Below are 25,721 nucleotides of genomic sequence, written 5' to 3' on the forward strand. Positions count from 1 at the left end.
ACCGCCCTGACTTTGACTTTTTCGTTCATACTAAATTATTTCTTATCGTCGTTTACTTCTTCGTATTCAGCATCGACTACATCGTCGTCTTTCGAAGCTTCACCTTCCGCTCCTTGAGCTGCTTGAGCTTCCGCTTGAGCCTGCTCATAAAGCTTCATTGTTAAGCTTTGAACGATTTCCTGTAATGCATCTTTCTTTTCACGGATAAGATCTAATTCATCTTTCTCGATTGCTTCTTTTAATTCAGCTTTTGCATCTTCCGCTTTTTTCACTTCATCTTCTTCTACTTTGCCTTCAAGGTCTTTTAACGTTTTTTCCGTTTGGAAAACAAGTTGGTCGGCTTCGTTGCGAAGTTCGACTTCCTCTTTACGTTGTTTATCCGCTTCGGCATTTTCTTCTGCTTCCTTCACCATGCGTTCTACTTCATCATCTGAAAGACCGGTAGAAGACTTAATTGTGATGTTTTGCTCTTTACCTGTTCCAAGATCCTTCGCACTTACATTCACGATACCGTTCTTATCAATATCGAATTTCACTTCGATTTGTGGTACTCCACGTGGTGCCGGCGGAATGTCAGCTAATTGGAAACGACCAAGCGTTTTGTTATCAGCAGCCATCGGGCGCTCTCCTTGTAGTACGTGGATATCAACAGCTGTCTGGTTATCAGCGGCAGTTGAGAATGTTTGAGATTTAGACGTCGGGATCGTCGTGTTACGCTCGATAAGCTTAGTTGATACGCCACCCATTGTTTCGATACCAAGTGAAAGTGGTGTAACGTCAAGTAAGACAACATCTTTAACGTCTCCAGTAAGAACTCCACCTTGAATCGCTGCACCCATCGCTACAACTTCGTCAGGGTTAACACCTTTAGATGGCTCTTTACCAGTTTCTTTTCTGATCGCTTCTTGTACAGCCGGGATACGAGTTGATCCACCAACTAGAATGATTTTATCGATTTCACTTGCAGAAAGACCGGCATCTTTCATCGCTTGACGAGTTGGTCCCATTGTACGTTCTACAAGATCAGAAGAGATTTCATCGAATTTCGCTCTTGAAAGTGTCACTTCCAAGTGAAGAGGACCAGCTTCTCCAGCCGTGATGAATGGAAGTGAAATCTGAGTTGAAGTCACTCCTGAAAGATCTTTTTTCGCTTTCTCAGCAGCGTCTTTAAGACGTTGGAGAGCCATTTTATCTTTAGAAAGGTCGATGCCGTTCTCTTTTTTGAATTCAGCTACAAGGTAATCGATGATCACTTGGTCAAAGTCGTCTCCACCAAGACGGTTGTCACCGGCAGTAGAACGCACTTCGAATACACCGTCACCAAGTTCAAGGATGGATACGTCAAATGTACCGCCACCAAGGTCATATACCAGGATGGTTTGATCTTGATCCATTTTATCCAGACCATATGCAAGTGCAGCAGCAGTTGGTTCGTTGATGATACGCTCAACTTCAAGACCCGCGATTTTACCAGCGTCTTTTGTTGCTTGACGTTCTGCATCATTGAAGTAAGCAGGTACTGTGATGACTGCTTTTTCAACTTTTTCTCCAAGATAGTCTTCTGCATATGATTTTAAATGTTGAAGAATCATAGCTGAAATCTCTTGTGGAGTGTATTCTTTTCCTTCCGCTTCTACTTTATGATCTGTTCCCATATGACGTTTCACTGAGATGATCGTGTTTGGGTTTGTAATGGCTTGACGCTTCGCTACTTCTCCAACTTGCTTTTCTCCATTTTTGAACGCAACAACTGATGGAGTTGTGCGGTTTCCTTCTGCATTTGCAATAACCTTTGGCTCTCCGCCTTCAAGTACTGATACACATGAGTTTGTTGTACCTAAGTCAATACCGATAATTTTACTCATAGTAAGAAACCTCCCTATTTTGTATATGTAATGTCTTTATTATTGATTGACCTTCACCATGGAAGGACGAATTACTCTGTCTTTCAGTTTGTATCCCTTTTGGAATTCTTCAACCACTACATTGCTATCGAAGTTTTCATCTTCTGTTTGCATAACTGCTTGATGCAAATGTGGATCAAACTCATGACCTACCGCTTCAATTGGCTCTACTCCCTCTTTCTTAAGGGCTTCAACAATACTTCTATGAACCATTTCCATTCCTTGAAGCAGTGTTTTTGTTTGATCATTATCAGCATCTATATTTAAAGCACGCTCGAAATTATCAAGTGCAGGTAATAGTTCAGTAATCAGTCCTTGAGCACGATACTTCTCCTTCGCTTCGCTCTCTAAATTGACTCGGCGGCGGAAGTTATCGAAATCGGCTCTTAAACGGAGATAACGATTCTCAGACTCATTCAGCTTATCTTCCAATTGTGAAAGCTCATCTGATTCTTGTTGTTCTCCTGCTGCTTCCTCTGCTTGAGGTTCTTCAGCGAACACTTCTTCTACTGCTTCGCTGTTTTCTTCTTTCGCATCATGCTGCTCTTGTTTTGTTTCTTCAGACATAACATTCACCTCCTTAAAAATCTACGAACACCAGAAGGCTCCAGATGACGATAAAGACGGCATCAGGGCCTTATTTTCCTTTATACAATATGTCCACTAATCTTCACTTTGATACAGTTTCGTAAGAACCTTGGACATATCATTTGAAAAGAAATTAAGTAAACTCACGACACGGGAATACTCCATTCGGGTAGGCCCGATAATCGCAATGGATCCTAATTGTTCTTTACCAATAGAATAAGTAGCGGTTATGAGACTGCAATTCTCCATAGCAAGATGATCATTTTCTTTCCCGATTTTAATGTTCAATCCAGTAGCGGATGGACGAATCAAGTTGTAGACGCTCTCTTCTTGTTCGATCATCTCAAGGAGCATGCGAACTTTATGGACGTCATTAAACTCAGGTTGGTTGAGTATATTGGTTTTCCCACCAAAGAACAGCTTATCTGTGACCGTTGGATTAAAGGAATCCGTAATCGAGTGAAGGATAAAATCATAGTTCTGAATATGCTCTCTTAGTAAAAGAGCGACTTCCTTGAAAATTTTATCGTTTAACTCACTGATAGGAACACCCGATAACCGGTCATTCAGGATGTGCACAAGCTTCTCTAGCTCTGCTGCATCCATTGTCGGGGGGATATGGAACAGTTTATTTTCAACATGTCCATTATCCGTCACGATGATGGCTATCGCTGTATCTTTGTTCAGAGGAATAAGTTGAATCTTTTTCAGCTTATTTTCCTTCAAATCGGGACCTAATACGATGGTCGTGTAATTCGTCAGCTCGGAAAGAATCTTTGCCGACTTCTGGACCACTTTCTCCAATTCATATATTCGCTCAGTAAAGATGGAGCGTATCGCATACACGTCATGCTTCTTTAATTTCTGTGGAGAAAGCAAGTGATCCACATAATAACGATAACCCTTTTCAGATGGAACACGTCCTGAAGAAGTATGCGTTTTTTCGATAAAACCCAAATCCTCCAAATCAGCCATTTCATTTCGAATCGTAGCCGAGCTGAAGGAAATTTCATCCTTCTTGGACAAGCTCCTCGAACCGACAGGCTGAGCTGACAGGATAAAATCATCAATGATCACTTGAAGAATTAGAAGTTGTCGATCTGTTAACAACATTCATCACCCCTGTTAGCACTCTCTCAAGATGAGTGCTAAATCTAATTAATAAATTATCAAATCAGAAAAGGGATGTCAATATATTAGATTGGCTCTTTTCCTAAAGTCTGTTGCTTTTGAAAAAGCGAGTAGTGGTTGATTTCCACTCCAGGTGCTCGCTTTCCGCGGGGTGTGAGTTGAGCACCAGCAGCGAGAATCAACTTTCAAAGCATCATCTACTTGATATGGATTAATATAAACACCATACACCTTTAGAATTCAGCCATTAGATTACACCTAGGAAAGATTGAAATACCTCGTTTCCTAGAAAGCGCCCCTGTTTCGTAAGTGCCACACGCTCCTCATCTACTAAAAGCAGTCCTCGCTTCTCCATTTCCGCGATGGAGGTACCAAAGACGGACTCCACGCTGCAATTAAATTTTTGTTGGAATATGGATTTACTCACTCCCTCTACTTTACGTAATCCGAGGAACATTTCTTCTTCCATGCTTTCTGCTTTCGTTACCTCGTGTTTCTGAATGGTAGGCAGGGAACCTTCTGCAATCGGGTCCATATATTTCTTCAAGGGACCGTAATTGGAATAACGTACTCCGTTTATATATCCGTGAGCACCGGCTCCTAAACCATAATATTCATTATTGTCCCAATAAACGAGATTATGTTTGCTTTCGAATCCCCGTTTAGCAAAATTACTGATTTCATATTGATTGATCCCGTATTTCTCCATCGTTTCGATCAGAATCTCGTACATAGCCGCTTCCTGATCTTGAGAAGGCAATGACAGCTTCCCTTTCCTCATCAGGTTGTAGAAGACCGTTTTCGGCTCTACGATGAGTGAATAAGCTGAGTAATGAGGAAGATCAAGGTCAAGTGCTTTCTTCAATGTATCTTGAAAATCTTCCTCTGTTTGCTTAGGCAGGCTGTAAATCAGATCAATGCTGATATTCGAGAATCCTACTTTTTGAGCCGTTTCCACAGACGTATACACATCTTCGCTTCTATGTGTCCGTCCGATTCCTTTTAGGCGCTCATCATTGAATGACTGAACACCAAAACTCAATCGATTCACACCGTGGTCCTTTAACACTCGAAGTTTGTCTTCCGTCAAATCGCCGGGGTTTGCTTCAAATGTGAATTCCCCCTGATCAAAGGGCAGGTGAGTGTTGATCGATTCGCATAATATATCGAGCTGGCTCGCATTCAATGACGTCGGAGTGCCGCCACCGACAAAAATCGTATCAAGCTTGTCAGGTGACATGACTCTTTGCTTCATTTCATTGCCCAGGCTGATTAAATATTCATTTACAGGCTGTCCTTCTAAAAAGACTTTATTGAAATCACAATAGTGACAGATATGTTCACAGAAAGGTATATGAATATAAGCTGATTTTACCAAGTATATCCCTCCTTTTGGGGCAGTCATAGAGAAAAGGGGGTAAGCAGTGCTTGTTTGGTACAAGCCACTTTCCCCCTTTATCATCAAGACCAATTATTTTTTATCCGTATCGTCCATTTTCAGGACTGCCATGAATGCTTCTTGCGGAACTTCTACATTACCAACGGACTTCATACGTTTTTTACCTTCTTTTTGTTTATCAAGAAGTTTACGTTTACGTGAAATATCTCCACCGTAACATTTTGCCAGAACGTTCTTCCGAATGGCTTTAATGGTCGATCTTGCGACAATCTTCTGTCCGATCGCTGCCTGGACGGGTACTTCGAATTGTTGTCTCGGAATTAATTCCTTCAATTTTTCAACAATCAACTTCCCGCGTTCATAAGCGAAGTCACGATGAACGATAAAGCTAAGGGCATCGACATTTTCAGCGTTCAACAGGATATCCATCTTCACAAGTTTGGATTCCTTGTATCCGATCAGTTCATAATCAAATGAAGCGTACCCTTTCGTATTTGATTTCAATTGATCGAAGAAGTCATACACGATTTCAGCAAGCGGGATTTCATAGACGATGTTCACTCGTGTATCATCCATATACTGCATGTCGATAAAGTTCCCGCGTTTTCCTTGGCAAAGCTCCATTACGGCACCAACGTAGTCATTCGGAACCATGATCGTTGCTTTAACATAAGGCTCTTCTACATGATCCACTTTTTGCGGATCAGGCATCATGGACGGGTTATCCACTTTCACTTCTTGACCATCTGTCAATTTGACATGATAGATAACACTTGGTGCAGTCGTAATAAGGTCGATTTTGAATTCGCGCTCAATGCGTTCCTGAATGATCTCCATATGAAGTAGTCCCAGGAATCCACAACGGAACCCGAATCCTAACGCTTGAGATGTTTCAGGCTCATATTGAAGTGCCGAGTCATTCAATTCAAGTTTCTCAAGTGCTTCCCTAAGATCATTGTATCGATTTGAATCGATTGGATATAAACCGCAATATACCATCGGGTTTAAGCGGCGGTATCCTGGTAATGCTTTTTCAGCAGGTTTTTTCGCAAGAGTGATGGTATCCCCCACCCGGGTGTCGCCAACATTCTTGATCGCTGCTGTTAAGTACCCAACATCCCCGACCGTTAATTCTTTTTGTCCCGTCGGTTTCGGAGTGAAGACACCGATCTCTGTTACTTCAAACTCTTTCCCGGTCGCCATCATACGGACTTTATCTCCGACTTTGACACTTCCTTCCATCACACGGATGTAGGCAACGACTCCTCTATATGCGTCATATAAAGAGTCAAAGATTAGGGCTTTTAGTGGGGCATCTGGATCTCCCTGTGGGGCGGGTACTTTTTCAACCACCTGCTCGAGGATCTCTTCAATCCCGATCCCTGCTTTGGCTGATGCCAAGACTGCTTCCGATGCATCCAGACCGATGACATCTTCCACTTCCTGTCGAACCCTTTCAGGATCTGCTGCAGGAAGGTCGATTTTGTTGATGACCGGCAGGATTTCCAGGTCATTATCCAAGGCAAGATACACGTTTGCCAATGTTTGCGCTTCAATCCCTTGAGCTGCATCCACAACAAGGACGGCTCCTTCACAAGCAGCTAAACTACGAGATACTTCGTATGTAAAGTCTACGTGCCCTGGTGTATCAATCAGATGAAAGATATATTCTTCTCCATCCTTTGCTTGATACTTTAATTGCACAGAATTTAATTTGATTGTGATTCCACGTTCTCTCTCAAGATCCATTGAATCCAGTAATTGCTCTTTCATTTCACGCGCCGTCAGTGCTTTCGTTTTCTCCAAAATACGATCGGCAAGGGTAGATTTCCCATGATCTATATGAGCAATGATTGAAAAGTTTCTAATTCTCGATTGTCTTTCTAATTTCTCTTCACGGTTCATTATACGTTCAACTCCTGTTATTTCCACACATGTACACTATTTTGAATTATAGCAGTAGACTATATATTATTCAATGTAAACTAAAGGGCTATACGGGAATTGTCCATTTTCAAAGGAAATCAATTAAGTTCTTAGAGACAAAGCCTCAAAAAAAAGAGAAGGCTGGAACATTTCCGATAGCCCTCCCTTATATTAACGAAGCAATAAAGTTCACTATTTCATTGGTGATACTTTCAATTATATTCGCCAGCGCCTTTCCGATCGAGGAAAACGCATTAAAGGCCTTCATGTCCTCTAATTTCTCTTTCTTTTCGCTTAACGTTTCCGATTCTACTTCATTCCCAAGGAAAGACGCTTCCACGTTTCCTTCCCGGTCCTGACTCACTCCCACCGGTGAAGTGAAGTTTTGTTGTTCATGTCCCTTCATTTCCACGATGCCCTGATTCGCATACTGCATCCCGATCAGTACCCCGATAAATAATGCAGATATAAGTAATGCACATTTAAAGAAGAATTTTATCATTGGTTCATTCATCCTTTTTATTACTGACTTGAAGCAGGAGTGACAGGTATATGATTCACCTTTTCAGCCTGCCAATAATATTCAGCGAATACTTCAGCGAAAGCCTGTGCAGAACGTTCCAATTCTTCGAACGTATTATCGACTCCGCCAAACTCCAGTAACATGGCATTGCTTGAGAGATCCTGGTTGAACTTCCCGTTGGTCCCGCTTCCCTTTTTAGCAATCACTCCACGTGAAATACCTTTATATTTCGCCTCCAATAATTTATGAAGCTCTGTTGCCACCTTTAAATTCTGCTCGTAATTCGGATGCTCTTCCCCAACGACAAATGCGAGCTTGGCATAAGATTTTCCATTGATCGTCCCCGTCGTGACAGCCCTTCTTTGAGAATCACGATGGATGTCAACGAGATACAGCAAGTCTTTATTACTTGTCATGGCAGCCTGCACTAAAGGTCTCGACTCCTGGTAAGCAGCCCAATAATCCAATCCTTTTTTGTTTAAGGTCTGAATCACATCGGTTTTATCAATGCTCGTTCCAATACCTAGGTCCTCTAAGTTCTTCTTCACCATGTCTCCCACCTTGGTGACATTGACTTCTGAGTGCATGGCTGAATCCGGATTGGTCACCCCCTCCAAGTAAGGCAGATAGGATTCACGGGTATGGGTGAAGTAAAGATGAACCGTCTTATTATTTCCGGTTGATAATGGTGGGGCCGCGTCCCCACTCTTTTGATCCGTGTCTTTAAGATTCTCTACATTCTTGAGTGGCGCTTCATTTCCTGCCTCAAGTGCATCAGGAGGCGGGACCGATTCAATCGGCATATTCGTAAAATCCGTCCCATCCCCGGCCACGAGGATATCCCCATCGAAAATCGAGAATCCCGGAAGCTCTCTCCCCAGGAAACTTCGGGGATCTTCAAAGCTCACATTGGTAGCCACCTGAAAAAGTAGGGATGACAAATTCGGTAAAGCCTGCTCTTCTTCAGTCAAAATTTGATTAAAAGACCGGTTTTCTAATGCCAAGATCTTATATAATGCATCACCCTTCACATTGGAAGCCGCTTGATTCAATGAATTCGATGTAAATCTATACTCTGGGTTCAAGGAAGTGAGGATGCCCGATATCGAAAAAATCGAGAGCAAGCCTGCCACGAAGATCAACATCCCTTTCAGTATCGTTGACATATTAATCGCTACTACATAATTAGGCGCTTTATACGACCTCATTCTCCCACCCTTTCCTTTAATCTACTCTAGTACAACGTATGTCATTACTAGAGATAGTAGAACTATATTTAGTAGTCATTATGAGGTTATTGGTGGAAACTTAAACGGGGGAATCTATTATTTTTAGTGTGGTCTGGAGTAGATGGGGTTGGGAATCGATAGCTGGAGTGAAGTAAGATGGGTAGGGAATTTCTTTTTTGAGGGAGAATCACAATTTTTGAGGCGGGGGAATACCCCCTTTTAGGTGAAAATCAGCCTTTATTCTAATATTTTCGGTTTAAGCGGAAAATAAATTCCAATTTTTATAGAAAAATCCTGTCATCTTTTTGGATATCAGCGAATTTTTCATTTTATTAGCGAAATACTGATTTTATCAGCGAAATTTCAAATATATCAGCGAAACGATCATTTCTAATCATTCTAAACTTTAGAGCACACTGATTCCGGAACCAGGAGATTCGAGAGCTTACAATTTCCCTCAAGATCCGATCACTCTATTCCTAATTCATCAAAGAACGCCTCAAGGGTCATTACCTACCCCTAAGGCGCTACTTTCATATGCAATCTATCTCGTCTGATAACCCGCATTCTCCTGATCAACCGCATCATGCAGTGCAGCATTCAATCCGCTTGCGATGAGGTTGGCCATATCTTCCATGAACACGTCCACTTCTTTTGGTGTGACCATCAGATTATGTCCGATGGGAGCCAATACTTCATGAATCAATTTTCGTTTTTCCTGATCCTCGAGTGTTCCGACAATTCCCATGAAGGTTTGACGATGTTGTTCTTCCGGAAGATCTTCTTCTGTTAATTTCCTTCTCTCACCAAAGCTTAATCCTGCAGGGGCAAGGGATCTGGATGGACGGTCCCCTTCTCTCATTTCTTTCCCAAAATGCTTTAGTAGAAAGTCGACTGTATCACTTACGATTGTGACAGCATCGAGTACGGTCGGAACGCCGATGGCAATAACCGGAACCCCTAACGTTTCCTGGTCCAACCCTTTTCGCTTGTTTCCTACACCTGACCCTGGATGTATGCCTGTATCCGAAATCTGGATGGTTGAATTGACACGCTCAATGGATCGGGAGGCGAGGGCATCGATGGCGATGATGAAGTCGGGTTTGGATTTCTCCACTACACCGAAAATGATATCGCTCGTTTCAATGCCCGTCAGCCCCATCACACCAGGTACAAGGGCACTGACCGGTCGATAGCCCTCCTCCACTGATTCCGGCTGCAGTTCAAAAAGATGTCTCGTCACAATGATATCTTCACATACGCGGGGCCCTAATGAATCCGGGGTTACATTCCAGTTACCGAGTCCAACAATTAAGCAGCTTGCATTTTTACTGATTTTATTATTAATTAAAAATTGATTAAATTCATTGGCAAATACTTTTTCAACTCTTTGTTGCAGTTCTGCATCTTCCTGGCGAATTCCATGGGCCTCGATGGTTAAGTAATTACCAGGTTTTTTACCGATTTTCTCTTCTCCTTCAGGTGTAACGGTGACAAGGGAAACTTTTACCCCATCCTCTTCTTTCTCTTTAATCATGACTCCTTGGATGGATGACGTATCCTCCGCTTTATCACTGACGACCATTTCTCTTGCTTCAACAGCAAGATCGGTACGAATGGAATATTTACTATAATCGATTTCTTCTTTTTTCATTTCGACTCTACCTCCAGGCTTGGGATGTTATCTACTATTTTTTTATGTTTACCTTTTTCGTATGGGTTCATTCACTCGTTTAATTTCAATACATAGTATTGCAATATCACTGTTCGTTTGATAAAATATCATTTGTTCTTATTGTTTAGGAATTTAAATCGAGTCACATAGAATCTCGATCCTTTTATAGGAGGTGACAGGAATGCCAAATATCAAATCAGCTATCAAACGTGTAAAAACTAGCAACGAGCGCAACGCTCAAAACGCTGCTGTGAAATCTACAATGCGTACTGCTATCAAGAAAGCAGAAGCTGCAGCTGCTAACAGCGCAGATAACGCTAAAGAATTAGCAACAGAAGCGGTTCGTCAATTAGACAAAGCAGCTCAAAAAGGTCTTATCCACAAAAACGCTGCGGATCGTCAAAAGTCTCGCCTTATGAAAAAAGCGAACTAATTGAAAAAAACCACCTCGCCCTATGGCCAGGTGGTTTTTCTTTTCTACATTATTATTCATCGTCATGACTCAAAAATCACGTAAAACTCTGATCATGTAGTTTAAACAGAAACATTTCAATCATCAGTTCTTTTTTGATTTTTCCAGTTTTGATTTCGTAATCTCCTTGAGATAGCAATTCGATGATATGGGCGAGTTGTTTATCGTTGAAGTGCTTTGCCTGTCCTGCTGCAATTTTCACTCTGAAAGGGTGTACTTTTAGGTAGGAAGCAATTTTTTGCTGCCCGTATCCTCTTCGCGATAATTCCTTCGTTCCATATATCAGTCTGAATTGTCCTGCCAGGATCGATAGAATCTTCAACGGTTCTTCGTTTTGTTTGAGAAGATCGTAATATATTCTCAATGCCTCATCGATTCTTCTGTGAACGACCTTGTCCACTAAAGTGAAAATATTTTGTTCCAGTGACCGGGCTGTTAATCGTTCCACCACTTCCACGTCGATTCTGTTTGTATCGCTTGCGTATAAAGAAAGTTTGTCCAACTCTTGTGTGAGCATCATTAGGTTTGTTCCAGCGAGGGTCAGTAATAGTTCAATCGCATCTTCATCTATCTGAACACTATTAGAGGCAGAACGTTCTCTTACCCAGGATTTTAAATCATGCTCGTTCAGCTTTTTGGCCTCTACCACTTCAGCCAGTTTCTTCAGGGACTTTGTAATTTTCTTACGCTCGTCCAGTTTTTCGTAATTCGCTGTAATGACCAAAATCGTATAAGGAGCAGGGGATTGTATGTATTGTTCCAGTCGTTTAATGTTGTGCTCTACCTTCTCTTTTGTTTTTTCAGCTGTCAAAAAAACAGGGTTTTGTAGAATGACCACCCTTTTCTCCCCCATAAATGGAAAGGTTTCTGCATCTTCTATTGCCACTTCCACAGGAGTTTCCTCCAGATCATAACTGGAAAAATTAAAATCCATTTCTTCTTCTGAAAGGGCATTTGAGACAATTCTTTGTTTCGTTTCATTAATAATAAATGACTCATTTCCGTAAACTAAATAAATAGATCCGAATTGAGATTTCTCTATTTTTTTCCAAATATCAATAACCAAGTCAGCACTCTCCATTAAGTCTTTTCTCTACTCTATGGTAAAAAAGCTTTTTGGTTTTGGCAAGGGGTAAAGGGGACATCCGTCATATGGGACACCCCCTATATCTATATTAACGTTAACGGAGAAGACCTAGGAACCTTTTCCGTTAAGCGGTATTTCCTTTGTAATGATTAGTGTCACCTGAGCTCGGGGAACTTATAGGTGACAACTCTTGTCAGTAAAGGAAAAAGTAAAGTGAAGTATAGATTTTTCAGTAGCGATGTTCTATACTAGAATAGAAATAGGAGGGGTAGTTGTGAACCAATTTGAAAAGAATGTACAATCAAAAAGAAATGATGCAGTAGATTCAGGCGTTGGGTTTATTGTATCTTTTGGATTCTTTGCTACAATGTTCGTTATTGCAACTGTTATTAAGTTCATCGGCTCATAATGAATATTGGAGGCAGACCTTAAAGATTCCGGTTTCTTCAATTTCCATATATGGTACTGGTGTATCATACAGATGGCTTGAAGGCACCTGACTCTTTCTGATAGGTCTGCCCCTTTTTTCATTAGCGCTTCATTTGTTTTGTAATATATCCTATGGCAGTTGGGCTGAAAACGTTCCTTTTTTATCCCAAAAACGATAGGTGATCGCCCCATTCTCTCCCGTGCTATATATAGTTATTCCTCTTCTCTTCAATCGTTCCAATACCTCAGGATGAGGATGGCCAAAGCGATTGGATTCACCCGCTGAGATCACCGCCACAGACGGATTCGTTTCAACGAGGAACTCCTCGGTTGTACTCGTATTACTCCCATGATGACCTACTTTTAACACATCAATTGGCAGATCAAAGGTTTGGATGAACTCTTCCTCCCCTTGCTCTTCTAAATCTCCTGTAAATAACCATTTCAATGACCCGATTTCTCCATATAACACAAGGGAATCATTATTTCCTTCATACTCTTCATCTTGTGGCGAAACAATATGCAGTCCATCCTTATCGCCAGCCCAACTGTATGGATACCGGGCTTCTTTAACCGGAATTCTCTTTTGTCGGGCAATTTCCATTATTTTCTTCATTTCGCCTTTCTCTTCGCTGTTAGGGCTAATCAAGACTTCCTTCACTTTTAGTTCCCCAAGGACCGCTTCTGTTCCCCCAATATGATCGAGATCTCCGTGTGTTAAGATCAAGGTGTCAATGGACGTGATACCTTTGCTTTTCAAAAAAGGAACGACGATGTCTTCCCCTACAGAAAAGTGATTCTTTCTCTCTTCCCATTCTTCTTTCGGAAACTGCACTTCCCCACCTGTATCGATAAGATAGGTTCCCCGATTGTACGGTAGTTTGATCAATGTAGCATCACCTTGCCCAACATCCATAAATACAATCTCTCCATGAGAATCATAAGTGTTTAGCAGCATGTGAAAGGCTCCATAGAAAAGCAAAATAAGCCCGGGAAGCATATATTTCCTCTTTTCAAACAAAACAAACATAAGATAAATAACGATTAGGTAACCAATCAACAACAGAAATGGAGGCTTTCCCATCACGATTGTGTTTAATGGAAAAGAAGCGATAAAGGCAGATACCCATTGAATTCCATCCAATAGATATTTATGGAACAGAATCAACCAGTCAACTGTTAGAAAATAGACGATGATAGTTAAAGGAAGAACAATGACTGAGAAAAGGGGTACATAAAGAAGATTCGTGAGAAAGCCCATCAAAGAAAATTCATAGAAATGATAGATGATGATAGGTAAAGAAGATAGCTGGGCAATAAGTGTTACTTTCACCAACTGTGCAATGGATGAAGAAGTATTTAGAATAACTGCTGAAGATACTACAAGAGAAAAACTCACCATAAATGACAGCTGAAATCCAACATTGAATACAGAATATGGATCATACAAAACCAACATCACAAATACAATGCACAAACTGTCGATTATTCTTAACTTGCTTGCCACTTTTCTACTGAGCAGAATTACGATCAGCATGGAAGATGCCCTCATCACGGAAGGAGATGCGCCCGTCAGTACGATATAACATAGGAGAAAAACAATCCCTATCCATGTCACCGATTCTTTTGCGACGCCGATCCTCAATAGACAATAGTGAAGAATCGCAAAAATCAAACCAACGTGCAGGCCAGAAATCGCCAATAAATGAACGACACCCAGCTCTCTGAATGCCTTCATCGTGTCGTCTGCGATCATCCCTGTTTCTCCAAACAGAAGCGCTTGTGTCACTCCTACTGATGAGGAAGGAAATTCTCTTTCGATTTTTTTCAATCCATCAAACCTTAGATGTATGAGGGCATGTTTCCATTTGCTCTGATTCACGCATCCCCCTATTGCTTGTACGTCGAGTATCCAATAAACACCTCGATGAGCTAAATAATTTTTATAATGAAACAAGTTGGGATTTTTATTCGGTTTGGGTTCTGTAAGCTGCCCCTTCCCTTCACAAACAAAACCGGGTTTCACTTGTTGGAATTTTCGTTTTTCTTCCTCTGAAGAGAAATAGTAACGCATGAGAACCTTCTCTTTCTTTATTTGAGCGAGGGCAACAAAGGAATTCCCATCGATGGTTGGAATGTCATTGATCACGATTTGTGAGTCGATCGGTTCAGATTCTGATGACAGAACGGTTTTCTGTCCCTTTTCTTGTAAAGTGGTGTTGAGAAAGGAAATAAAGAGAAATAGAAGGCAGAGAAAAAGGATGGTGTAGGTCATTTTTCTGAGGAAAAGGGATAGAAGGAGCAGAGCAAGAACGACAGCACCCCAATGGAATTGAAGTGCCAGTAAAGTTCCTGAAAGTACTGAAATCGCGGGGTAAAGGTATATTCCTTTATTCATTAAATAGCTTTATGTATTCTTGTTCATAGTAAGCAAGCTTCTCGTCTTCAGCACCTTGAATTCTCAAGTCTTCGATTAATTTAAGCATTAAGGAGGCTTTTTCTTTGTGTTTTACGTCGATGCTGCTCTCTTGAAAGGGCACTTTCTCTACATGGACGTTTGCCTTTTGGAAAAGTTCAATGGCATAAGGATGATTTTTATAATCTTTTGCATAATAAACCGTTTTGATTCCTGCCTGGATAAGAGCCTTACAGCATTGAAGACAGGGGAAGTGAGTAACATATATCTCCGCATTCTCCGTTCCGACCCCAAACTTGGAACATTGCAGCAGGGCATTCATTTCGGCATGAATGGTCCTCACACAGTGATTGTCAATTACATAGCACCCTTCGTCTATACAATGATCCCCTCCTGCAATGGAGCCGTTATAGCCTCCTGCAATGATTCGTTTTTCACGAACGATGGTTGCCCCCACCGCCAGTCTTGTACACGTGCTGCGCAGGGCAAGAAGCTGACTTTGGGCCATAAAATATTGATGCCAAGCGATTCTTTCCATCACCATTCCCCCTTCTATGTTTTTAGGTGCATTTTCATTTGCTTGTTTAAGTGTATAAAGACTTCCTATGTTTCGTCAATTCATTGGACATAAATATATTCTTTTAATTTCTCAAAAGTTTTTTCACCGACTCCAGAGATGTTTTGAATTTCTTCTATAGTCTCAAACTGCCCATGTTCTTCGCGATATTGGATAAAGGTTGAAGCTTTCGCAGGACCAATTCCGGGCAGCGTTTCGAATTCCTGTTTAGTGGCTGTATTAATGTTGATTCTACCCTTTTCTGAATCGTTCCCCGGCATTGAAGGTGCCATAATCTGTTGGGGCGTTTCTATTTCTCCGATTTTAGGGACATAAATCATCATTTCGTCTGATACCTTTACCGCTAAATTGATCACTTTCTTATCTGCTTCTGCGGTGAAACCACCGGCTCTATCGATCACAAACTTCAACCTGTCTCCCTGCCTGACTTCATATAATCCAGGTTTAACAACCTCCCCCTTTACGTCTACAAATACTTTTTCGACTATTTTCAATTCTTCAGGCTCCTTTTCTATTTTAGCTGGAGCGGCTGTAAAAGTAGCCTCTTTAACTGGAGCGGCGGAAGCATTTTTTAATATATATGCAATCAGGACAATGGCACAAATCACAAGAATCACAAGAACCGTTCTGTATTTTTCAATTAGGGATTGCACAGGAAATCACCTCTGGTGGAATATTCATTGAAAGGAATTCATAAGTTTTAGGAGAGAGTGTGATAGAAGGAGGGCTGCACATGAAAGTGGGTATTATTGGAACAGGAAACATGGGGAAAATCATTATTGAAGCTCTCATTGAATCAAAGGCGATTTCTCCTTTACATCTTCATATTACGAATCGGTCATTAAAAAAAGCCGAGGATATAAAAGAAAAATGGAGTAAAGTGAATGTAAGCCATTCAAAAGAAGAAGTGATCAATTCATCTGACTTAATCTTCATATGTGTGAAACCTCATGATGTTTATGATGTGATTAAGGAGAATAAAAAAAGTTTTACCCGTGATAAATGCGTAGTTTCAATAACCAGTCCAGTAAGCGTGGAACAATTAGAATCGATCCTTACCAGTTCCTGTGCCCGATTCATTCCAAGTATTACAAATCGTGCATTAAGCGGAGTGTCACTTTTAACGTATGGAAGTCATTGTTCAGATAAATGGAGACAGGAATTAATGAGATTGGCTGAGCATATCTCCACACCGGTAGTCATTGATGAAAATGTTACGCGAGTTGCTTCAGACATTGTCAGCTGCGGACCTGCTTTTTTCAGTTATGTTACACAAAGGTTTATTAACGCTGCTGCAGAAGTGACAGAAATTGATAGGGAAACAGCCACTGTCTTAGCATCCGAAATGCTTGTTGGTCTTGGGGACTTATTGAAGAAAAATATCTATACATTACCGACACTTCAAGAAAAAGTTTGTGTAAAGGGAGGAGTGACTGGAATAGGAATTTCCGTAATGGAAAGAGAGATGGGAGAAGTTTTCGAGAAATTATTTGAAGCCACACAGGAAAAGTTCGTGGATGATATTGAAGGAACGAAATCACAATTTGGAGTCTAGTCAGGCTCCTTTTTTATATTTCGACACGGATTGATTTATTCCTTCTTTTTTATAAAATCTTTTTATAAAAAGCCGTATCATTCTCTTTTCAGAGACGATTCGGCTTTTTTATCATTTCTTCTTACACGTAAAGAAAATTCTTTCGCTATGGTCTGTAGGGGCTTCTTGTGTGAAGTCTGCAGAGATGTTCAACACTTCGAACCCTGCACCCTTCAACCATTCTTTTATAGTCAGAATGGGGTATGTGCGCTGTTTGTGAAGTTCTTCTACTCGATTGTACTGATTCGTTTCCTCATCTTTCACGAAAAAAGTTAGTTCATGCTCTACACTATTCGGAACTTCTCCAGGGAAGCAATCCCAAATGTACGAGACATGTTCATCCGTAAGGGTAAACGTCTGGTTTATAAATATTTGCGTCATTTTATAAATGGAATGTACATCAAATAGGAATAAGCCATCATGCTTAAGATGAGCATATACACTTTTGAATGTATTTTCCACGTCTCTTTCGTTTTCCAGGTAATTCAGGGAATCACAAAAAATCGTGATAAGGTCATACTCCCCAAGGGAATCAAGCTTTGACATATCCTGTTGAAACAGATTAAGCTTTACGTTCATTTCTAAAGCCTTTTCCTGAGCTACCATCAGCATATCCTGAGAGAGATCGACTCCTGTCACATTGTAGCCGTCCCGGACAAGGCGCAGCGATAATTCCCCGGTGCCACAAGCGATGTCAAGGACGCTTTCCCCTTGGAGAGAATAGGCTTTAGCTTGTTTATTGACAAACTCCAACCAGCCGTCGTATGGGACGTCCTGCATTAAATAATCGTACACATAAGCAAAACGTTCATAACTCATTTAGTGACTCTCACCTTGTCCAACTTCGACGAAGGATGCATCTCCCCATAAACGCTCTAGATTATAGTAGCCTCTTTCCTCTTTATGAAACACGTGAGCGACGACATCACCTAAGTCAACTAAGATCCAGCGTGCTTGATCAAATCCTTCCAACCGTTTGACTGTATAGCCGTTTTCTTCTGCTCTGTCCTTTAATTCCCGGGCAATGGCCTGCACCTGCTTGTCTGAGTTCCCGTGACAGATCAGAAAATAATCCGCAATTAAAGAAACACCTTTCATATCTAATACAACAATATCTTCAGCACGTTTATCATCAGCGGCATTAAACGCTAATTCTACTAAATTTTGTTCCATTCCTTCATCTCCTCTTGTTTAAAATTAATCCGTTATAAAAGCGAAATGTATCTGGGTAGATCGCTTGATTTTTTTTCATAAGAAAGGTCATCGTATTTTGAAGTGCCTTCAACAACCCTTGGTCTAATGACTCTTTTGCGAGTTCCCTCACTTCTTCCACCCCGGGAAATTGTCGATTCGGTTCGATGTAATCAGCTAAATAGATCACTTTGTCCAGGATGGTCATCTCTTCTTTACCCGAAGTGTGGTATCGGATGGCATTTAAAATATCTTCATCCTGTATACCAACTTCACGCTCTACAAGTAACGCTCCTACCGGTGCATGCCAAAGCTCGCTATTGTACAACAAAAGATCCTGAGCCAGCTTCTCTTCTACAATGATTGTTTGCATTTCCTGCTTATCCCGGAACTTCGCATAATCATGGAAAATCGCCGCTATTTCTGCCTTTTTCTCATCGGCTCCATATTGCTTTGCAAGCTCTATGCTTGTTTCCATGACTCCACAAGTGTGTATATAGCGATGTTCCGTTAAATGTTCTTTCACGATTTCCAAGGCATTTTCCCTATTCATACAATTTCTCCTCCTTTATGAATCGATACACATCGTCAGGGACTAAATAGCGTACCGATTGCCCCAGTTTCACTGTGTTGCGAATGTAGGAAGAAGAAATATCAATGGATGTTACTTCAATCAATTGAACATTAAACGAAGTGTCATGTGAATAGGAAGGACGATTGACACCAATGAACCTGACCATTTTCTGAAGTTCCTCTATCCGGTACCACCTCGGGAGATATTCGATCATATCCCCGCCTATTATAAAAGAAAAAACTGTGTTCTCTTCCCTCTCGGTTAATAGCTTGATGGTGTCGTAAGTGTATGAGGCACCCTCTCTTTCAAGTTCAATCCGTTCAATGGAAAAGTGAGGGTTACTCTTAATCGCTTTTTGCAGCATGAAGAGACGCTGTTCAGCTGAAACACTTTCATCCGCCTGTTTATGAGGAGGAACGTGATTGGGTAGAAATCGTATTTCATCCAAATTCGCCTTCTCTAAAACTTGTTCCGCAATAACCAAATGGCCCATATGAGGAGGATTGAATGTCCCCCCCAAGAGTCCAACCTTTTTCATCATTTTATCAATCCTTATCGTGGTAGGATTAATTGCTTGTTTTCTTTCGATTCCTTGTAAAGGACAATTGTATTTCCAATGATTTGGACAATTTCCGCCCCTACTCCTTTGGATAACTCGTCAGCAATCTCAGACTTATCCATATCACAGTTTTGAAGAATACTGATTTTCATCAATTCTCTTACTTCAATCGCTTCTCCGATTGTTTTGATCATGTTTTCATTGACTCCGCCTTTTCCTACTTGGAAAACCGGATTTAAATGATGTGCTTCAGAACGTAAATATCTTTTTTGTTTACCTGTTAACATGTTGACCTCCTAGTTGTTGTAAAACGGTGTTTTTCATAATCGAATATGGTGGAAAGATTCCCGTCCACTTTTCAAATGAAAGGGCTCCCTGGTACACAAACATATCAAGACCATTTTGAGTACGGGCACCTTTCTGTTTCGCTTGCTTCAATAATGCTGTTTCCAAAGGATTATAGATAATGTCACTAACGATGCATCCCTCTTTTAACTCTTTGATCGTTAATGGACTGACTTCTATATAAGGAAACATTCCTATAGATGTTGTATGAATGATCACATCATATTGGTTCAATGTGTTTTCAGCAGCCTCTAGAGATAGAAATCCCGAGTTCAAATCGAAAGGACAAGCTTCAAACATCTTTTCAGCTCTTAGTGCCGTACGGTTGCTCACATCGATTCTCTTCACTCCAAGAGAAGCAAGGGAATAATAAATGGCTTTCGCAGCACCACCGGCTCCGATAATCAGCATCGATTTATCTTTAAGTTGTTCCTCTGCTATATTTTTCAAGCCTTCTACAAACCCAAGACCGTCTGTATTATAACCGATCAGCTTGCCATTTTCATTGACAATCGTATTCACTGCCCCGATTGCCTCGGCCAATGGATCAATTTCATCTAAAAGTTGCATGACTTGTTCTTTATGGGGAACTGTCACATTCACTCCTTTAATCCCTAACGCTTTTATTCCATTTATGGCTTGGGAAAGCTGCTCTTTTTTCACGTGAAATTTCACGTAAGCAGAATCCATACCACATTCTTGAAACGCGGCATTATGCATCTCGGGAGACATAGAGTGAGCAATCGGATCTCCTATAACACCATATAGAGCCACAGAATCCCTCCTAGATTAATGATTTTCTCAAGAAAACACTAACGCCTTTAGGAACATGGGCAGCAATGGTTGCCCCTCTGTCATTCACTGTAATCCATCCTAAACCTGAGAAGACGATATCCGTTTTTGCTTCTTTAATTCTAAATTCATGCCTCACAAGTGGAGGAAATGTTTCCATATCATCTTTTCTTGGTGGCTGCAACAGTTCTCCTGCATGATTCTTATAGAGCTCATCGGCTTTCTCAATCTTTGTGCGATGAATGGATAGCTCATTTGAGAAATAACAGGTAAATGCCTGACGCTCACCAGCCATGAAATCAAAGCGTGCCAACCCACCGAAGAACAGGGTTTGTTCTGGATTCAACTGGAAGGTTCTCGGCTTGATCTCTTTCTTAGGAGTAATGATTTTCAAATCCTGTTTATCTACAAAATGAGCCATCTGATGATGATTAATAATTCCAGGCGTATCTATGAGTGACTCTTCGTCATCAAGTGGAATTTGAATCATATCGAGAGTGGTGCCAGGGAAATGAGAAGTCGTAATGACATCTTGTTCACCTGATACATGCTTGATAATACGGTTTATAAACGTTGATTTCCCTACGTTTGTACACCCTACTACATACACGTCTTTTCCATTTCGATAATGTTCAATCGCTTCGATCGCATCAGTAATTCCCTGACCTTTTGCGGCACTCACTAACTGAACATCAATAGGCTTCAATCCTAATTGACTTGCTTCATGTTTCATCCAATGAATCAGCTTGGAAGGTTTCACAGACTTGGGAAGCAGATCCACTTTGTTACCAATAAGCAGAATCGGGTTAGATCCTACGAAACGATGCAATCCAGGCAGCCAGCTCCCATTGAAATCAAATATATCGACAATCTTGACAATCAACCCTTCTGAATCACCAAGTTCATTTAATATTTTCAAGAAGTCATCATCCGTTAAGGGGACATCCTGGACTTCATTATAATGCTTCAATCTAAAGCAACGTTGACAAATAATCTCTTCTTTTTGAAGAGCTGAAGAAGGTGCATAACCCATTCCTTCCTTATTCTCCGTCTGGATTTCAACGCCACATCCTATACATACAACTTGACTCACTTTTTATCCTCCCACTCAAGCATGCCTTTACGCTTGAAAAACTTCATTATTCTTCGTTCTACACGACGATTGAACTTTGTGATGAACCCATCTGATTGTGCAACAGGAACAACCAGTATCGTATGGAAGCCGTTTCGGTTTCCGCCTAATACATCCGTTAAAAGCTGGTCTCCAATGACTACCGACTCTTCCTTCTTCACACCCATTTCCTGAATCGCCCTTTTAAAAGCACGTCCCATTGGCTTACGAGCCTGGAATATAAACGGAACGCCCAAAGGCTCTGCAAATGCTCCCACCCGGTTTTTGTTATTATTGGACACAATGGTCACAAGGATTCCATGCTCCTGCATTTCTTTAAACCACTGGATTAACTTAGGGGTGGCATTGGGACGGTCCCATTCCACTAACGTATTATCTAAATCTGTAATGATCGCTTTAATTCCTTTTTCTTTTAAATACTCCGGTCTGATACTGAAAATATCTTGAACCTGTTCATCGGGTAAAAATTGCTTTATCACTTGCAGCACCTCAAATTTCATTATCATTTATATGCTTTAATATTTACTTTTCTTCTTAGTCGTATAGCTCCACGTCCATAGTTTCTGCGGATACCGATTCTCTCTATAAGTATCCTTTAACCTATAACAGATTAATGATAACCAATTTTCCATGCAGATTCAAAATAAATCACATATATTCCTGGAATTCCATATTTATTCCCAAAGAGAATAAATATTTTTCGACAAATTCCCAAAGGCTTTCATGGTTGTGGATAACCTTATTCACATTATACAAGACATAAACATCGCTTATTTACCAGTTATATACAAGTTAGTCACAACTTATCCACCGTGAACTGTGGATAACGGAACGCTTGTTCTAAAAAAACAAATTTGGTAAAGTTTAATTACTACTTAAAAACGTACTAACATTATGTTTCGAAATACAAATAAGATGATGATTATTGGAGGTGGCATTAATGAGGAAATTATCGGACGAACTGTTGATTGATTCTTATTTTAAAGCGTTGGAGTTGAAACTCAATACAGAATTCATTCGCCTCATCGAAATGGAAATTCACCGTCGATCTCTTACTAATAAAATAAAAGCTTCATCGTAGAATACTAACATGAAATGGGACGGATTTGTTTAAAATCCGTCCATTTTATAAGGATGTTTTCGTAACTATGTGACTGAGCAAGTAGTGGTTGATTTCCGCTTCAATCTTTAGAAAGCAGCGTTATTTAATGAAATCTCCAATCGTTTCTCCTACCGTCACATTTCTAGGTACTTCTTTATTCAGCGAGAAACGGAACGTACTTTTTTCAAAAAGGAGAATGACGGTGGAGCCGAAGCTGAAGTATGCGACTTCCTCGCCTTGTGTCCATTCTTTCCCCTCATGAACATAATCAACGCTATTGACAAACATGGCCCCTACTTTTACGACAGCCACTTTGCCCTTTACATGTTGAAGCTCCGTAATCGAACGGAAGTTTTTTGAAAGGGCTTCTTTTCCGTACATCAATCCCAGTTCATTAACCGGGTAGGAGTGCTGTCCCAGTGACCACCGCTTTAGAATCGCGCCTGACACCGGGCTGTGAATGCGGTGATAATTTGCAGGACTCAAATAAAATACCGCGAATTCTCCCCCACTATAATCAGAAGCTTTTCCTTCACTACCAAGCATATCAAGAATGGAGTAGGGCTTTCCTTTCACTTCAATTACAAGGTCATCGGAAATGCTGCCGGTATCGGCCAATAATCCATCGACTGGACTGACTGCTTGTTTCTCACTATATTTCACGGTCCTTGCATCTTCTTTCAAGTTTCTTATAAAGAAATCATGTAGCGTTTTATAGTCAGCAACTTGGCCTTCTATTTCATCCACATTTATTTTGTACGTTTTGATAAATGATGAAATAAATGGGCGACTCAAAGGAGACTGTACAAATTTCCTGATTATATAAGAGGACCATTTTTTATTTGTTAGTTCGATAAACAGACGATAAATGGATTGCTTCATTAATATCCCTCACAAATTTCTAAAAAACGATTAACTTTAACAGTTTAATAAGTATATAATAAAATGTTATTATATACTATATTTATAAGAATCTTTTTTCACTGTGGGATTTAACATATATTGTTATGACCGTTCCAATTGTATCTGCAAGCGTACGTAAAGTGAATATGTCAGCCAGAAAACATGTTCAGTAGTGAACAAACTTTTTCAAAGGGAGTGAGTGATGATTGTTTCTCTCCGAAGTCGTCGATCAAACATTTAAAAAGCTAAAAAGTCAAACGGCCAACCTCATTACTTTGTCCAACTTATCATTAGGTGGATTTGCTATTATTTCAATACTTCATAATCAATTAAACCTAAGCTTGTTATTGATTTTCATCGCTGCCTTAACAGACCGCTTCGATGGGATGGTTGCGAGGAAAATGCACATTGAGTCAGAGCTAGGGAAACAGCTGGATTCCATGAGTGATATCATTTCATTCGGCATAGCTCCTGCCCTGCTCCTGTATATAGCCGTTCTTAATCAGTATGACTTTCCGGGGATGTTTTTCACCATATTCTATATAGGGTGTGGCGCATTTCGATTAGCCCGCTTCAATATTTCAGAAAACGACGGCTACTTTATGGGATTGCCGATCACAGTAGCCGGATGTTTACTGACCCTGTGCTACCTGGCTATCCCGTTTGTTTCAGGTGTGCTGATTTTATGTATAACAATCACTCTAGCTGTATTAATGATAAGCCCTTTTACATTGAAGAAGATGTAAGAGGTATGACAGAGCCCTGTTCACTTTGTGAACAGGGCTCTGTCAAGTTATAACTGTTATGCTTGTCAGACTAACAGTTATTGTAGTACCACCATCCACCGAATAGGAAAAGTAAGATTAGTAATACAACGACTAGAGCGAAGTAGAATCCGCCACCACCATAATAACCTGGATAGACTGGTCCATAACAAGGGTATCCATACGGCATTGCAATACCTCCTCACCTACTTTTACTACTAGTATATGTTTATAGGGATATAGCGTATAGGCAGTTTCCAACTTTATTACCCGGAATCCCCCGGAAAGAAAGTTTGCGTTTTCTTTGATTACTTTCCAGGGACATGCAAGGACATCTCTTTCGTAACATATGAATGAGTATAGGCTTAAGTCCTAATGGAGGTGTGAATATGTCTGGAGTTCTAACGGCACTGGGGTATTTCTTTAAAGAGTTAATTTTCCTCGTTTCTTACGTAAAGAACAATGCATTCCCTCAACCTCTATCTTCAGCAGATGAACGAAAATATTTAAGGCTGATGGCAGAAGGAGATGAGCATGCCCGAAACATGCTCATTGAACATAACCTGCGATTGGTTGCTCACATCGTCAAGAAATTTGAAAACACAGGCGAAGATCCAGAAGATCTTATTTCCATCGGGACCATTGGATTGATTAAAGCGATTGAAAGCTATTCAGAAGGAAAAGGCACAAAGCTTGCCACCTATGCGGCAAGATGTATTGAGAATGAGATTCTTATGCATCTTCGTGCACTAAAGAAGACGAAAAAAGATGTATCTCTTCACGATCCTATCGGTCAAGATAAAGAAGGAAATGAAATCAGCTTAATTGATATCTTAAAGTCTGAGAGTGATGATGTCATCGATACGATTCAATTAAGTATGGAACTTGAAAAGGTAAGAAAATACATTTGTGTGCTGGACGAGAGGGAAAAAGAAGTGATCGTCGGGCGATTCGGATTAGACTTGAAAGAGGAGAAAACACAACGGGAAATTGCTAAGGAATTAGGAATCTCAAGAAGCTATGTTTCACGAATCGAGAAAAGGGCACTCATGAAAATGTTTCATGAATTTTATCGTGAGGAAAAAGAAAAACGGAATAAATCATAAAAAAAGCGATCCAGACTCGGATCGCTTCAGACCGTAGACAAACCCCACCTTTGCATTTAAGCGAAGATGGGGTTTTCTGTTATTTTAAAAGATTTTTCTTTTTTTTAGGCTGGACATGGTCCTCGCCATGTCCAGTTTGCCAATTTCTTAAGATTCATGGCAGCAAACGTAAGCATCGCCTGCATTGAAACTTTTTTAAGACCCCTTAAGGTCGTCCAACGCATGCCATGCTTTTCTTTTGCGTCCGCAAAGACTCGTTCGATCGTTTCTTTGCGTTTCGCATATAGAGTTTTATTAAGTTCT

The 25,721-nt window shown here is 40.6% G+C and carries 29 protein-coding genes; 6 read left to right on the forward strand and 23 right to left on the reverse strand.

Annotation, left to right across the window (positions count from 1 at the left end; translation table 11 throughout):
- Positions 1-35 precede the first annotated feature (35 nt).
- The 8 genes from dnaK to gpr form a co-directional block, all read right to left on the reverse strand.
- Positions 36-1,865, reverse strand: coding sequence for a molecular chaperone DnaK (gene dnaK, locus F0342_RS22555; protein WP_149158038.1), 1,830 nt, complete (start codon positions 1,863-1,865; stop codon positions 36-38).
- Positions 1,866-1,904: 39 nt separating this feature from the next.
- Positions 1,905-2,471 (reverse strand): nucleotide exchange factor GrpE, encoded by a 567-nt coding sequence (gene grpE, locus F0342_RS22560; protein ID WP_149158039.1) that lies wholly within the window; start codon positions 2,469-2,471, stop codon positions 1,905-1,907.
- 96 nt (positions 2,472-2,567) lie between these two features.
- Entirely contained in the window at positions 2,568-3,602 is a 1,035-nt protein-coding gene (gene hrcA, locus F0342_RS22565) for a heat-inducible transcriptional repressor HrcA (RefSeq protein WP_149158040.1), read from the reverse strand.
- A 268-nt stretch (positions 3,603-3,870) separates the two neighbouring features.
- The gene (gene hemW / locus F0342_RS22570; RefSeq protein WP_149158059.1) at positions 3,871-5,028 is read right to left on the reverse strand and encodes a radical SAM family heme chaperone HemW; all 1,158 of its coding nucleotides are present in this window, start codon (positions 5,026-5,028) and stop codon (positions 3,871-3,873) included.
- 66 nt (positions 5,029-5,094) lie between these two features.
- Positions 5,095-6,927, reverse strand: a complete 1,833-nt coding sequence (gene lepA, locus F0342_RS22575) for a translation elongation factor 4 (RefSeq protein WP_395940718.1) — start codon at positions 6,925-6,927, stop codon at positions 5,095-5,097.
- A 187-nt stretch (positions 6,928-7,114) separates the two neighbouring features.
- Positions 7,115-7,450 carry a DUF3679 domain-containing protein gene (locus F0342_RS22580; RefSeq protein ID WP_149158041.1) on the reverse strand — a complete coding sequence of 112 codons (336 nt, stop codon included), beginning with the start codon at positions 7,448-7,450 and terminating at the stop codon, positions 7,115-7,117.
- A gap of 20 nt (positions 7,451-7,470) precedes the next feature.
- Positions 7,471-8,679, reverse strand: a complete 1,209-nt coding sequence (gene spoIIP / locus F0342_RS22585; RefSeq protein WP_149158042.1) for a stage II sporulation protein P — start codon at positions 8,677-8,679, stop codon at positions 7,471-7,473.
- 565 nt (positions 8,680-9,244) lie between these two features.
- Positions 9,245-10,354, reverse strand: coding sequence for a GPR endopeptidase (gpr, locus tag F0342_RS22590; protein WP_149158043.1), 1,110 nt, complete (start codon positions 10,352-10,354; stop codon positions 9,245-9,247).
- Between the two features lie 202 nt (positions 10,355-10,556).
- Here gpr and rpsT point away from each other — a divergent pair, with 202 nt between their 5' ends.
- Complete coding sequence (gene rpsT, locus F0342_RS22595) at positions 10,557-10,808, forward strand: 30S ribosomal protein S20 (protein WP_044339591.1); 252 nt, start codon at positions 10,557-10,559, stop codon at positions 10,806-10,808.
- Between the two features lie 76 nt (positions 10,809-10,884).
- Here rpsT and holA read toward each other — a convergent pair whose 3' ends face one another.
- Complete coding sequence (gene holA / locus F0342_RS22600; protein ID WP_149158044.1) at positions 10,885-11,913, reverse strand: DNA polymerase III subunit delta; 1,029 nt, start codon at positions 11,911-11,913, stop codon at positions 10,885-10,887.
- A gap of 295 nt (positions 11,914-12,208) precedes the next feature.
- Here holA and F0342_RS22605 point away from each other — a divergent pair, with 295 nt between their 5' ends.
- Positions 12,209-12,343, forward strand: a complete 135-nt coding sequence (locus F0342_RS22605) for a YqzM family protein (protein ID WP_113970642.1) — start codon at positions 12,209-12,211, stop codon at positions 12,341-12,343.
- Positions 12,344-12,493: 150 nt separating this feature from the next.
- Here the strand turns inward: F0342_RS22605 and F0342_RS22610 are convergent, their stop codons facing one another.
- The 3 genes from F0342_RS22610 to F0342_RS22620 form a co-directional block, all read right to left on the reverse strand.
- On the reverse strand, positions 12,494-14,761 hold the full coding sequence (locus tag F0342_RS22610) for a DNA internalization-related competence protein ComEC/Rec2 (RefSeq protein WP_149158045.1): 2,268 nt from the start codon (positions 14,759-14,761) through the stop codon (positions 12,494-12,496).
- Entirely contained in the window at positions 14,754-15,317 is a 564-nt protein-coding gene (locus F0342_RS22615) for a ComE operon protein 2 (RefSeq protein ID WP_149158046.1), read from the reverse strand. Before F0342_RS22615 ends, F0342_RS22610 begins: the two co-directional genes overlap by 8 nt.
- A gap of 80 nt (positions 15,318-15,397) precedes the next feature.
- The gene (locus F0342_RS22620) at positions 15,398-16,009 is read right to left on the reverse strand and encodes a helix-hairpin-helix domain-containing protein (RefSeq protein WP_149158047.1); all 612 of its coding nucleotides are present in this window, start codon (positions 16,007-16,009) and stop codon (positions 15,398-15,400) included.
- 80 nt (positions 16,010-16,089) lie between these two features.
- On the opposite strand from F0342_RS22620, the gene comER reads away from it, so the two are divergent.
- Positions 16,090-16,911 carry a late competence protein ComER gene (comER, locus tag F0342_RS22625; RefSeq protein WP_149158048.1) on the forward strand — a complete coding sequence of 274 codons (822 nt, stop codon included), beginning with the start codon at positions 16,090-16,092 and terminating at the stop codon, positions 16,909-16,911.
- Between the two features lie 111 nt (positions 16,912-17,022).
- Here comER and F0342_RS22630 read toward each other — a convergent pair whose 3' ends face one another.
- Genes F0342_RS22630 through F0342_RS22665 form a run of 8 tightly spaced genes read right to left on the reverse strand, consistent with a single transcriptional unit; the run spans position 17,023 to position 22,043 of the window.
- Entirely contained in the window at positions 17,023-17,769 is a 747-nt protein-coding gene (locus F0342_RS22630; RefSeq protein WP_149158049.1) for a class I SAM-dependent DNA methyltransferase, read from the reverse strand.
- Entirely contained in the window at positions 17,770-18,123 is a 354-nt protein-coding gene (rsfS, locus tag F0342_RS22635; protein ID WP_044339584.1) for a ribosome silencing factor, read from the reverse strand. It abuts the gene before it with no gap.
- A gap of 4 nt (positions 18,124-18,127) precedes the next feature.
- The gene (yqeK, locus tag F0342_RS22640) at positions 18,128-18,694 is read right to left on the reverse strand and encodes a bis(5'-nucleosyl)-tetraphosphatase (symmetrical) YqeK (protein ID WP_149158050.1); all 567 of its coding nucleotides are present in this window, start codon (positions 18,692-18,694) and stop codon (positions 18,128-18,130) included.
- Positions 18,687-19,253 carry a nicotinate-nucleotide adenylyltransferase gene (locus tag F0342_RS22645; protein WP_149158061.1) on the reverse strand — a complete coding sequence of 189 codons (567 nt, stop codon included), beginning with the start codon at positions 19,251-19,253 and terminating at the stop codon, positions 18,687-18,689. The genes yqeK and F0342_RS22645 overlap by 8 nt, the downstream gene beginning before the upstream one ends.
- A gap of 14 nt (positions 19,254-19,267) precedes the next feature.
- On the reverse strand, positions 19,268-19,561 hold the full coding sequence (gene yhbY / locus F0342_RS22650; protein ID WP_113970651.1) for a ribosome assembly RNA-binding protein YhbY: 294 nt from the start codon (positions 19,559-19,561) through the stop codon (positions 19,268-19,270).
- Positions 19,548-20,393, reverse strand: coding sequence for a shikimate dehydrogenase (aroE, locus tag F0342_RS22655; protein WP_262481857.1), 846 nt, complete (start codon positions 20,391-20,393; stop codon positions 19,548-19,550). Before aroE ends, yhbY begins: the two co-directional genes overlap by 14 nt.
- Positions 20,394-20,403: 10 nt before the next feature.
- Positions 20,404-21,504 carry a ribosome biogenesis GTPase YqeH gene (gene yqeH / locus F0342_RS22660; protein WP_149158051.1) on the reverse strand — a complete coding sequence of 367 codons (1,101 nt, stop codon included), beginning with the start codon at positions 21,502-21,504 and terminating at the stop codon, positions 20,404-20,406.
- Complete coding sequence (locus F0342_RS22665) at positions 21,501-22,043, reverse strand: YqeG family HAD IIIA-type phosphatase (RefSeq protein WP_395940719.1); 543 nt, start codon at positions 22,041-22,043, stop codon at positions 21,501-21,503. The genes yqeH and F0342_RS22665 overlap by 4 nt, the downstream gene beginning before the upstream one ends.
- A gap of 440 nt (positions 22,044-22,483) precedes the next feature.
- Between F0342_RS22665 and sda the strand changes: the two genes are divergently transcribed.
- Positions 22,484-22,624, forward strand: a complete 141-nt coding sequence (sda, locus tag F0342_RS22670; RefSeq protein WP_113970654.1) for a sporulation histidine kinase inhibitor Sda — start codon at positions 22,484-22,486, stop codon at positions 22,622-22,624.
- 120 nt (positions 22,625-22,744) lie between these two features.
- Here the strand turns inward: sda and F0342_RS22675 are convergent, their stop codons facing one another.
- On the reverse strand, positions 22,745-23,527 hold the full coding sequence (locus tag F0342_RS22675; protein WP_149158052.1) for a phosphatidylserine decarboxylase: 783 nt from the start codon (positions 23,525-23,527) through the stop codon (positions 22,745-22,747).
- Between the two features lie 227 nt (positions 23,528-23,754).
- Here F0342_RS22675 and pssA point away from each other — a divergent pair, with 227 nt between their 5' ends.
- On the forward strand, positions 23,755-24,294 hold the full coding sequence (pssA, locus tag F0342_RS22680) for a CDP-diacylglycerol--serine O-phosphatidyltransferase (protein ID WP_149158053.1): 540 nt from the start codon (positions 23,755-23,757) through the stop codon (positions 24,292-24,294).
- Positions 24,295-24,364: 70 nt separating this feature from the next.
- Here the strand turns inward: pssA and F0342_RS25095 are convergent, their stop codons facing one another.
- Positions 24,365-24,502, reverse strand: coding sequence for a hypothetical protein (locus tag F0342_RS25095; RefSeq protein ID WP_172655779.1), 138 nt, complete (start codon positions 24,500-24,502; stop codon positions 24,365-24,367).
- Positions 24,503-24,701: 199 nt separating this feature from the next.
- On the opposite strand from F0342_RS25095, the gene sigK reads away from it, so the two are divergent.
- Positions 24,702-25,418, forward strand: coding sequence for an RNA polymerase sporulation sigma factor SigK (sigK, locus tag F0342_RS22685; RefSeq protein WP_149158054.1), 717 nt, complete (start codon positions 24,702-24,704; stop codon positions 25,416-25,418).
- 104 nt (positions 25,419-25,522) lie between these two features.
- On the opposite strand, the gene F0342_RS22690 is transcribed toward sigK, so the two are convergent.
- Positions 25,523-25,721 (reverse strand): transposase (locus F0342_RS22690; protein ID WP_188048619.1); only part of this gene is annotated, 199 nt, incomplete at its 5' end.

It is taken from the genome of Bacillus sp. CH30_1T (assembly GCF_008364765.1).
GTDB lineage: Bacteria > Bacillota > Bacilli > Bacillales > Bacillaceae_B > Rossellomorea.

Excerpts from the sequence above, each read along its gene's own strand:
- dnaK (WP_149158038.1), bottom strand. The coding sequence starts at position 1,865 with ATGAGTAAAATTATCGGTATTGACTTAGGTACAACAAACTCATGTGTA.
- grpE (WP_149158039.1), bottom strand. The coding sequence starts at position 2,471 with ATGTCTGAAGAAACAAAACAAGAGCAGCATGATGCGAAAGAAGAAAAC.
- hemW (WP_149158059.1), bottom strand. The coding sequence starts at position 5,028 with ATGACTGCCCCAAAAGGAGGGATATACTTGGTAAAATCAGCTTATATT.
- lepA (WP_395940718.1), bottom strand. The coding sequence starts at position 6,927 with ATGAACCGTGAAGAGAAATTAGAAAGACAATCGAGAATTAGAAACTTT.
- F0342_RS22580 (WP_149158041.1), bottom strand. The coding sequence starts at position 7,450 with ATGATAAAATTCTTCTTTAAATGTGCATTACTTATATCTGCATTATTT.
- spoIIP (WP_149158042.1), bottom strand. The coding sequence starts at position 8,679 with ATGAGGTCGTATAAAGCGCCTAATTATGTAGTAGCGATTAATATGTCA.
- gpr (WP_149158043.1), bottom strand. The coding sequence starts at position 10,354 with ATGAAAAAAGAAGAAATCGATTATAGTAAATATTCCATTCGTACCGAT.
- rpsT (WP_044339591.1), top strand. The coding sequence starts at position 10,557 with ATGCCAAATATCAAATCAGCTATCAAACGTGTAAAAACTAGCAACGAG.
- F0342_RS22610 (WP_149158045.1), bottom strand. The coding sequence starts at position 14,761 with ATGAATAAAGGAATATACCTTTACCCCGCGATTTCAGTACTTTCAGGA.
- F0342_RS22615 (WP_149158046.1), bottom strand. The coding sequence starts at position 15,317 with ATGGAAAGAATCGCTTGGCATCAATATTTTATGGCCCAAAGTCAGCTT.
- comER (WP_149158048.1), top strand. The coding sequence starts at position 16,090 with ATGAAAGTGGGTATTATTGGAACAGGAAACATGGGGAAAATCATTATT.
- F0342_RS22630 (WP_149158049.1), bottom strand. The coding sequence starts at position 17,769 with ATGAGTTATGAACGTTTTGCTTATGTGTACGATTATTTAATGCAGGAC.
- rsfS (WP_044339584.1), bottom strand. The coding sequence starts at position 18,123 with ATGGAACAAAATTTAGTAGAATTAGCGTTTAATGCCGCTGATGATAAA.
- yqeK (WP_149158050.1), bottom strand. The coding sequence starts at position 18,694 with ATGAATAGGGAAAATGCCTTGGAAATCGTGAAAGAACATTTAACGGAA.
- F0342_RS22645 (WP_149158061.1), bottom strand. The coding sequence starts at position 19,253 with ATGAAAAAGGTTGGACTCTTGGGGGGGACATTCAATCCTCCTCATATG.
- yhbY (WP_113970651.1), bottom strand. The coding sequence starts at position 19,561 with ATGTTAACAGGTAAACAAAAAAGATATTTACGTTCTGAAGCACATCAT.
- F0342_RS22665 (WP_395940719.1), bottom strand. The coding sequence starts at position 22,043 with ATGAAATTTGAGGTGCTGCAAGTGATAAAGCAATTTTTACCCGATGAA.
- sda (WP_113970654.1), top strand. The coding sequence starts at position 22,484 with ATGAGGAAATTATCGGACGAACTGTTGATTGATTCTTATTTTAAAGCG.
- F0342_RS22675 (WP_149158052.1), bottom strand. The coding sequence starts at position 23,527 with ATGAAGCAATCCATTTATCGTCTGTTTATCGAACTAACAAATAAAAAA.
- F0342_RS25095 (WP_172655779.1), bottom strand. The coding sequence starts at position 24,502 with ATGCCGTATGGATACCCTTGTTATGGACCAGTCTATCCAGGTTATTAT.
- sigK (WP_149158054.1), top strand. The coding sequence starts at position 24,702 with ATGTCTGGAGTTCTAACGGCACTGGGGTATTTCTTTAAAGAGTTAATT.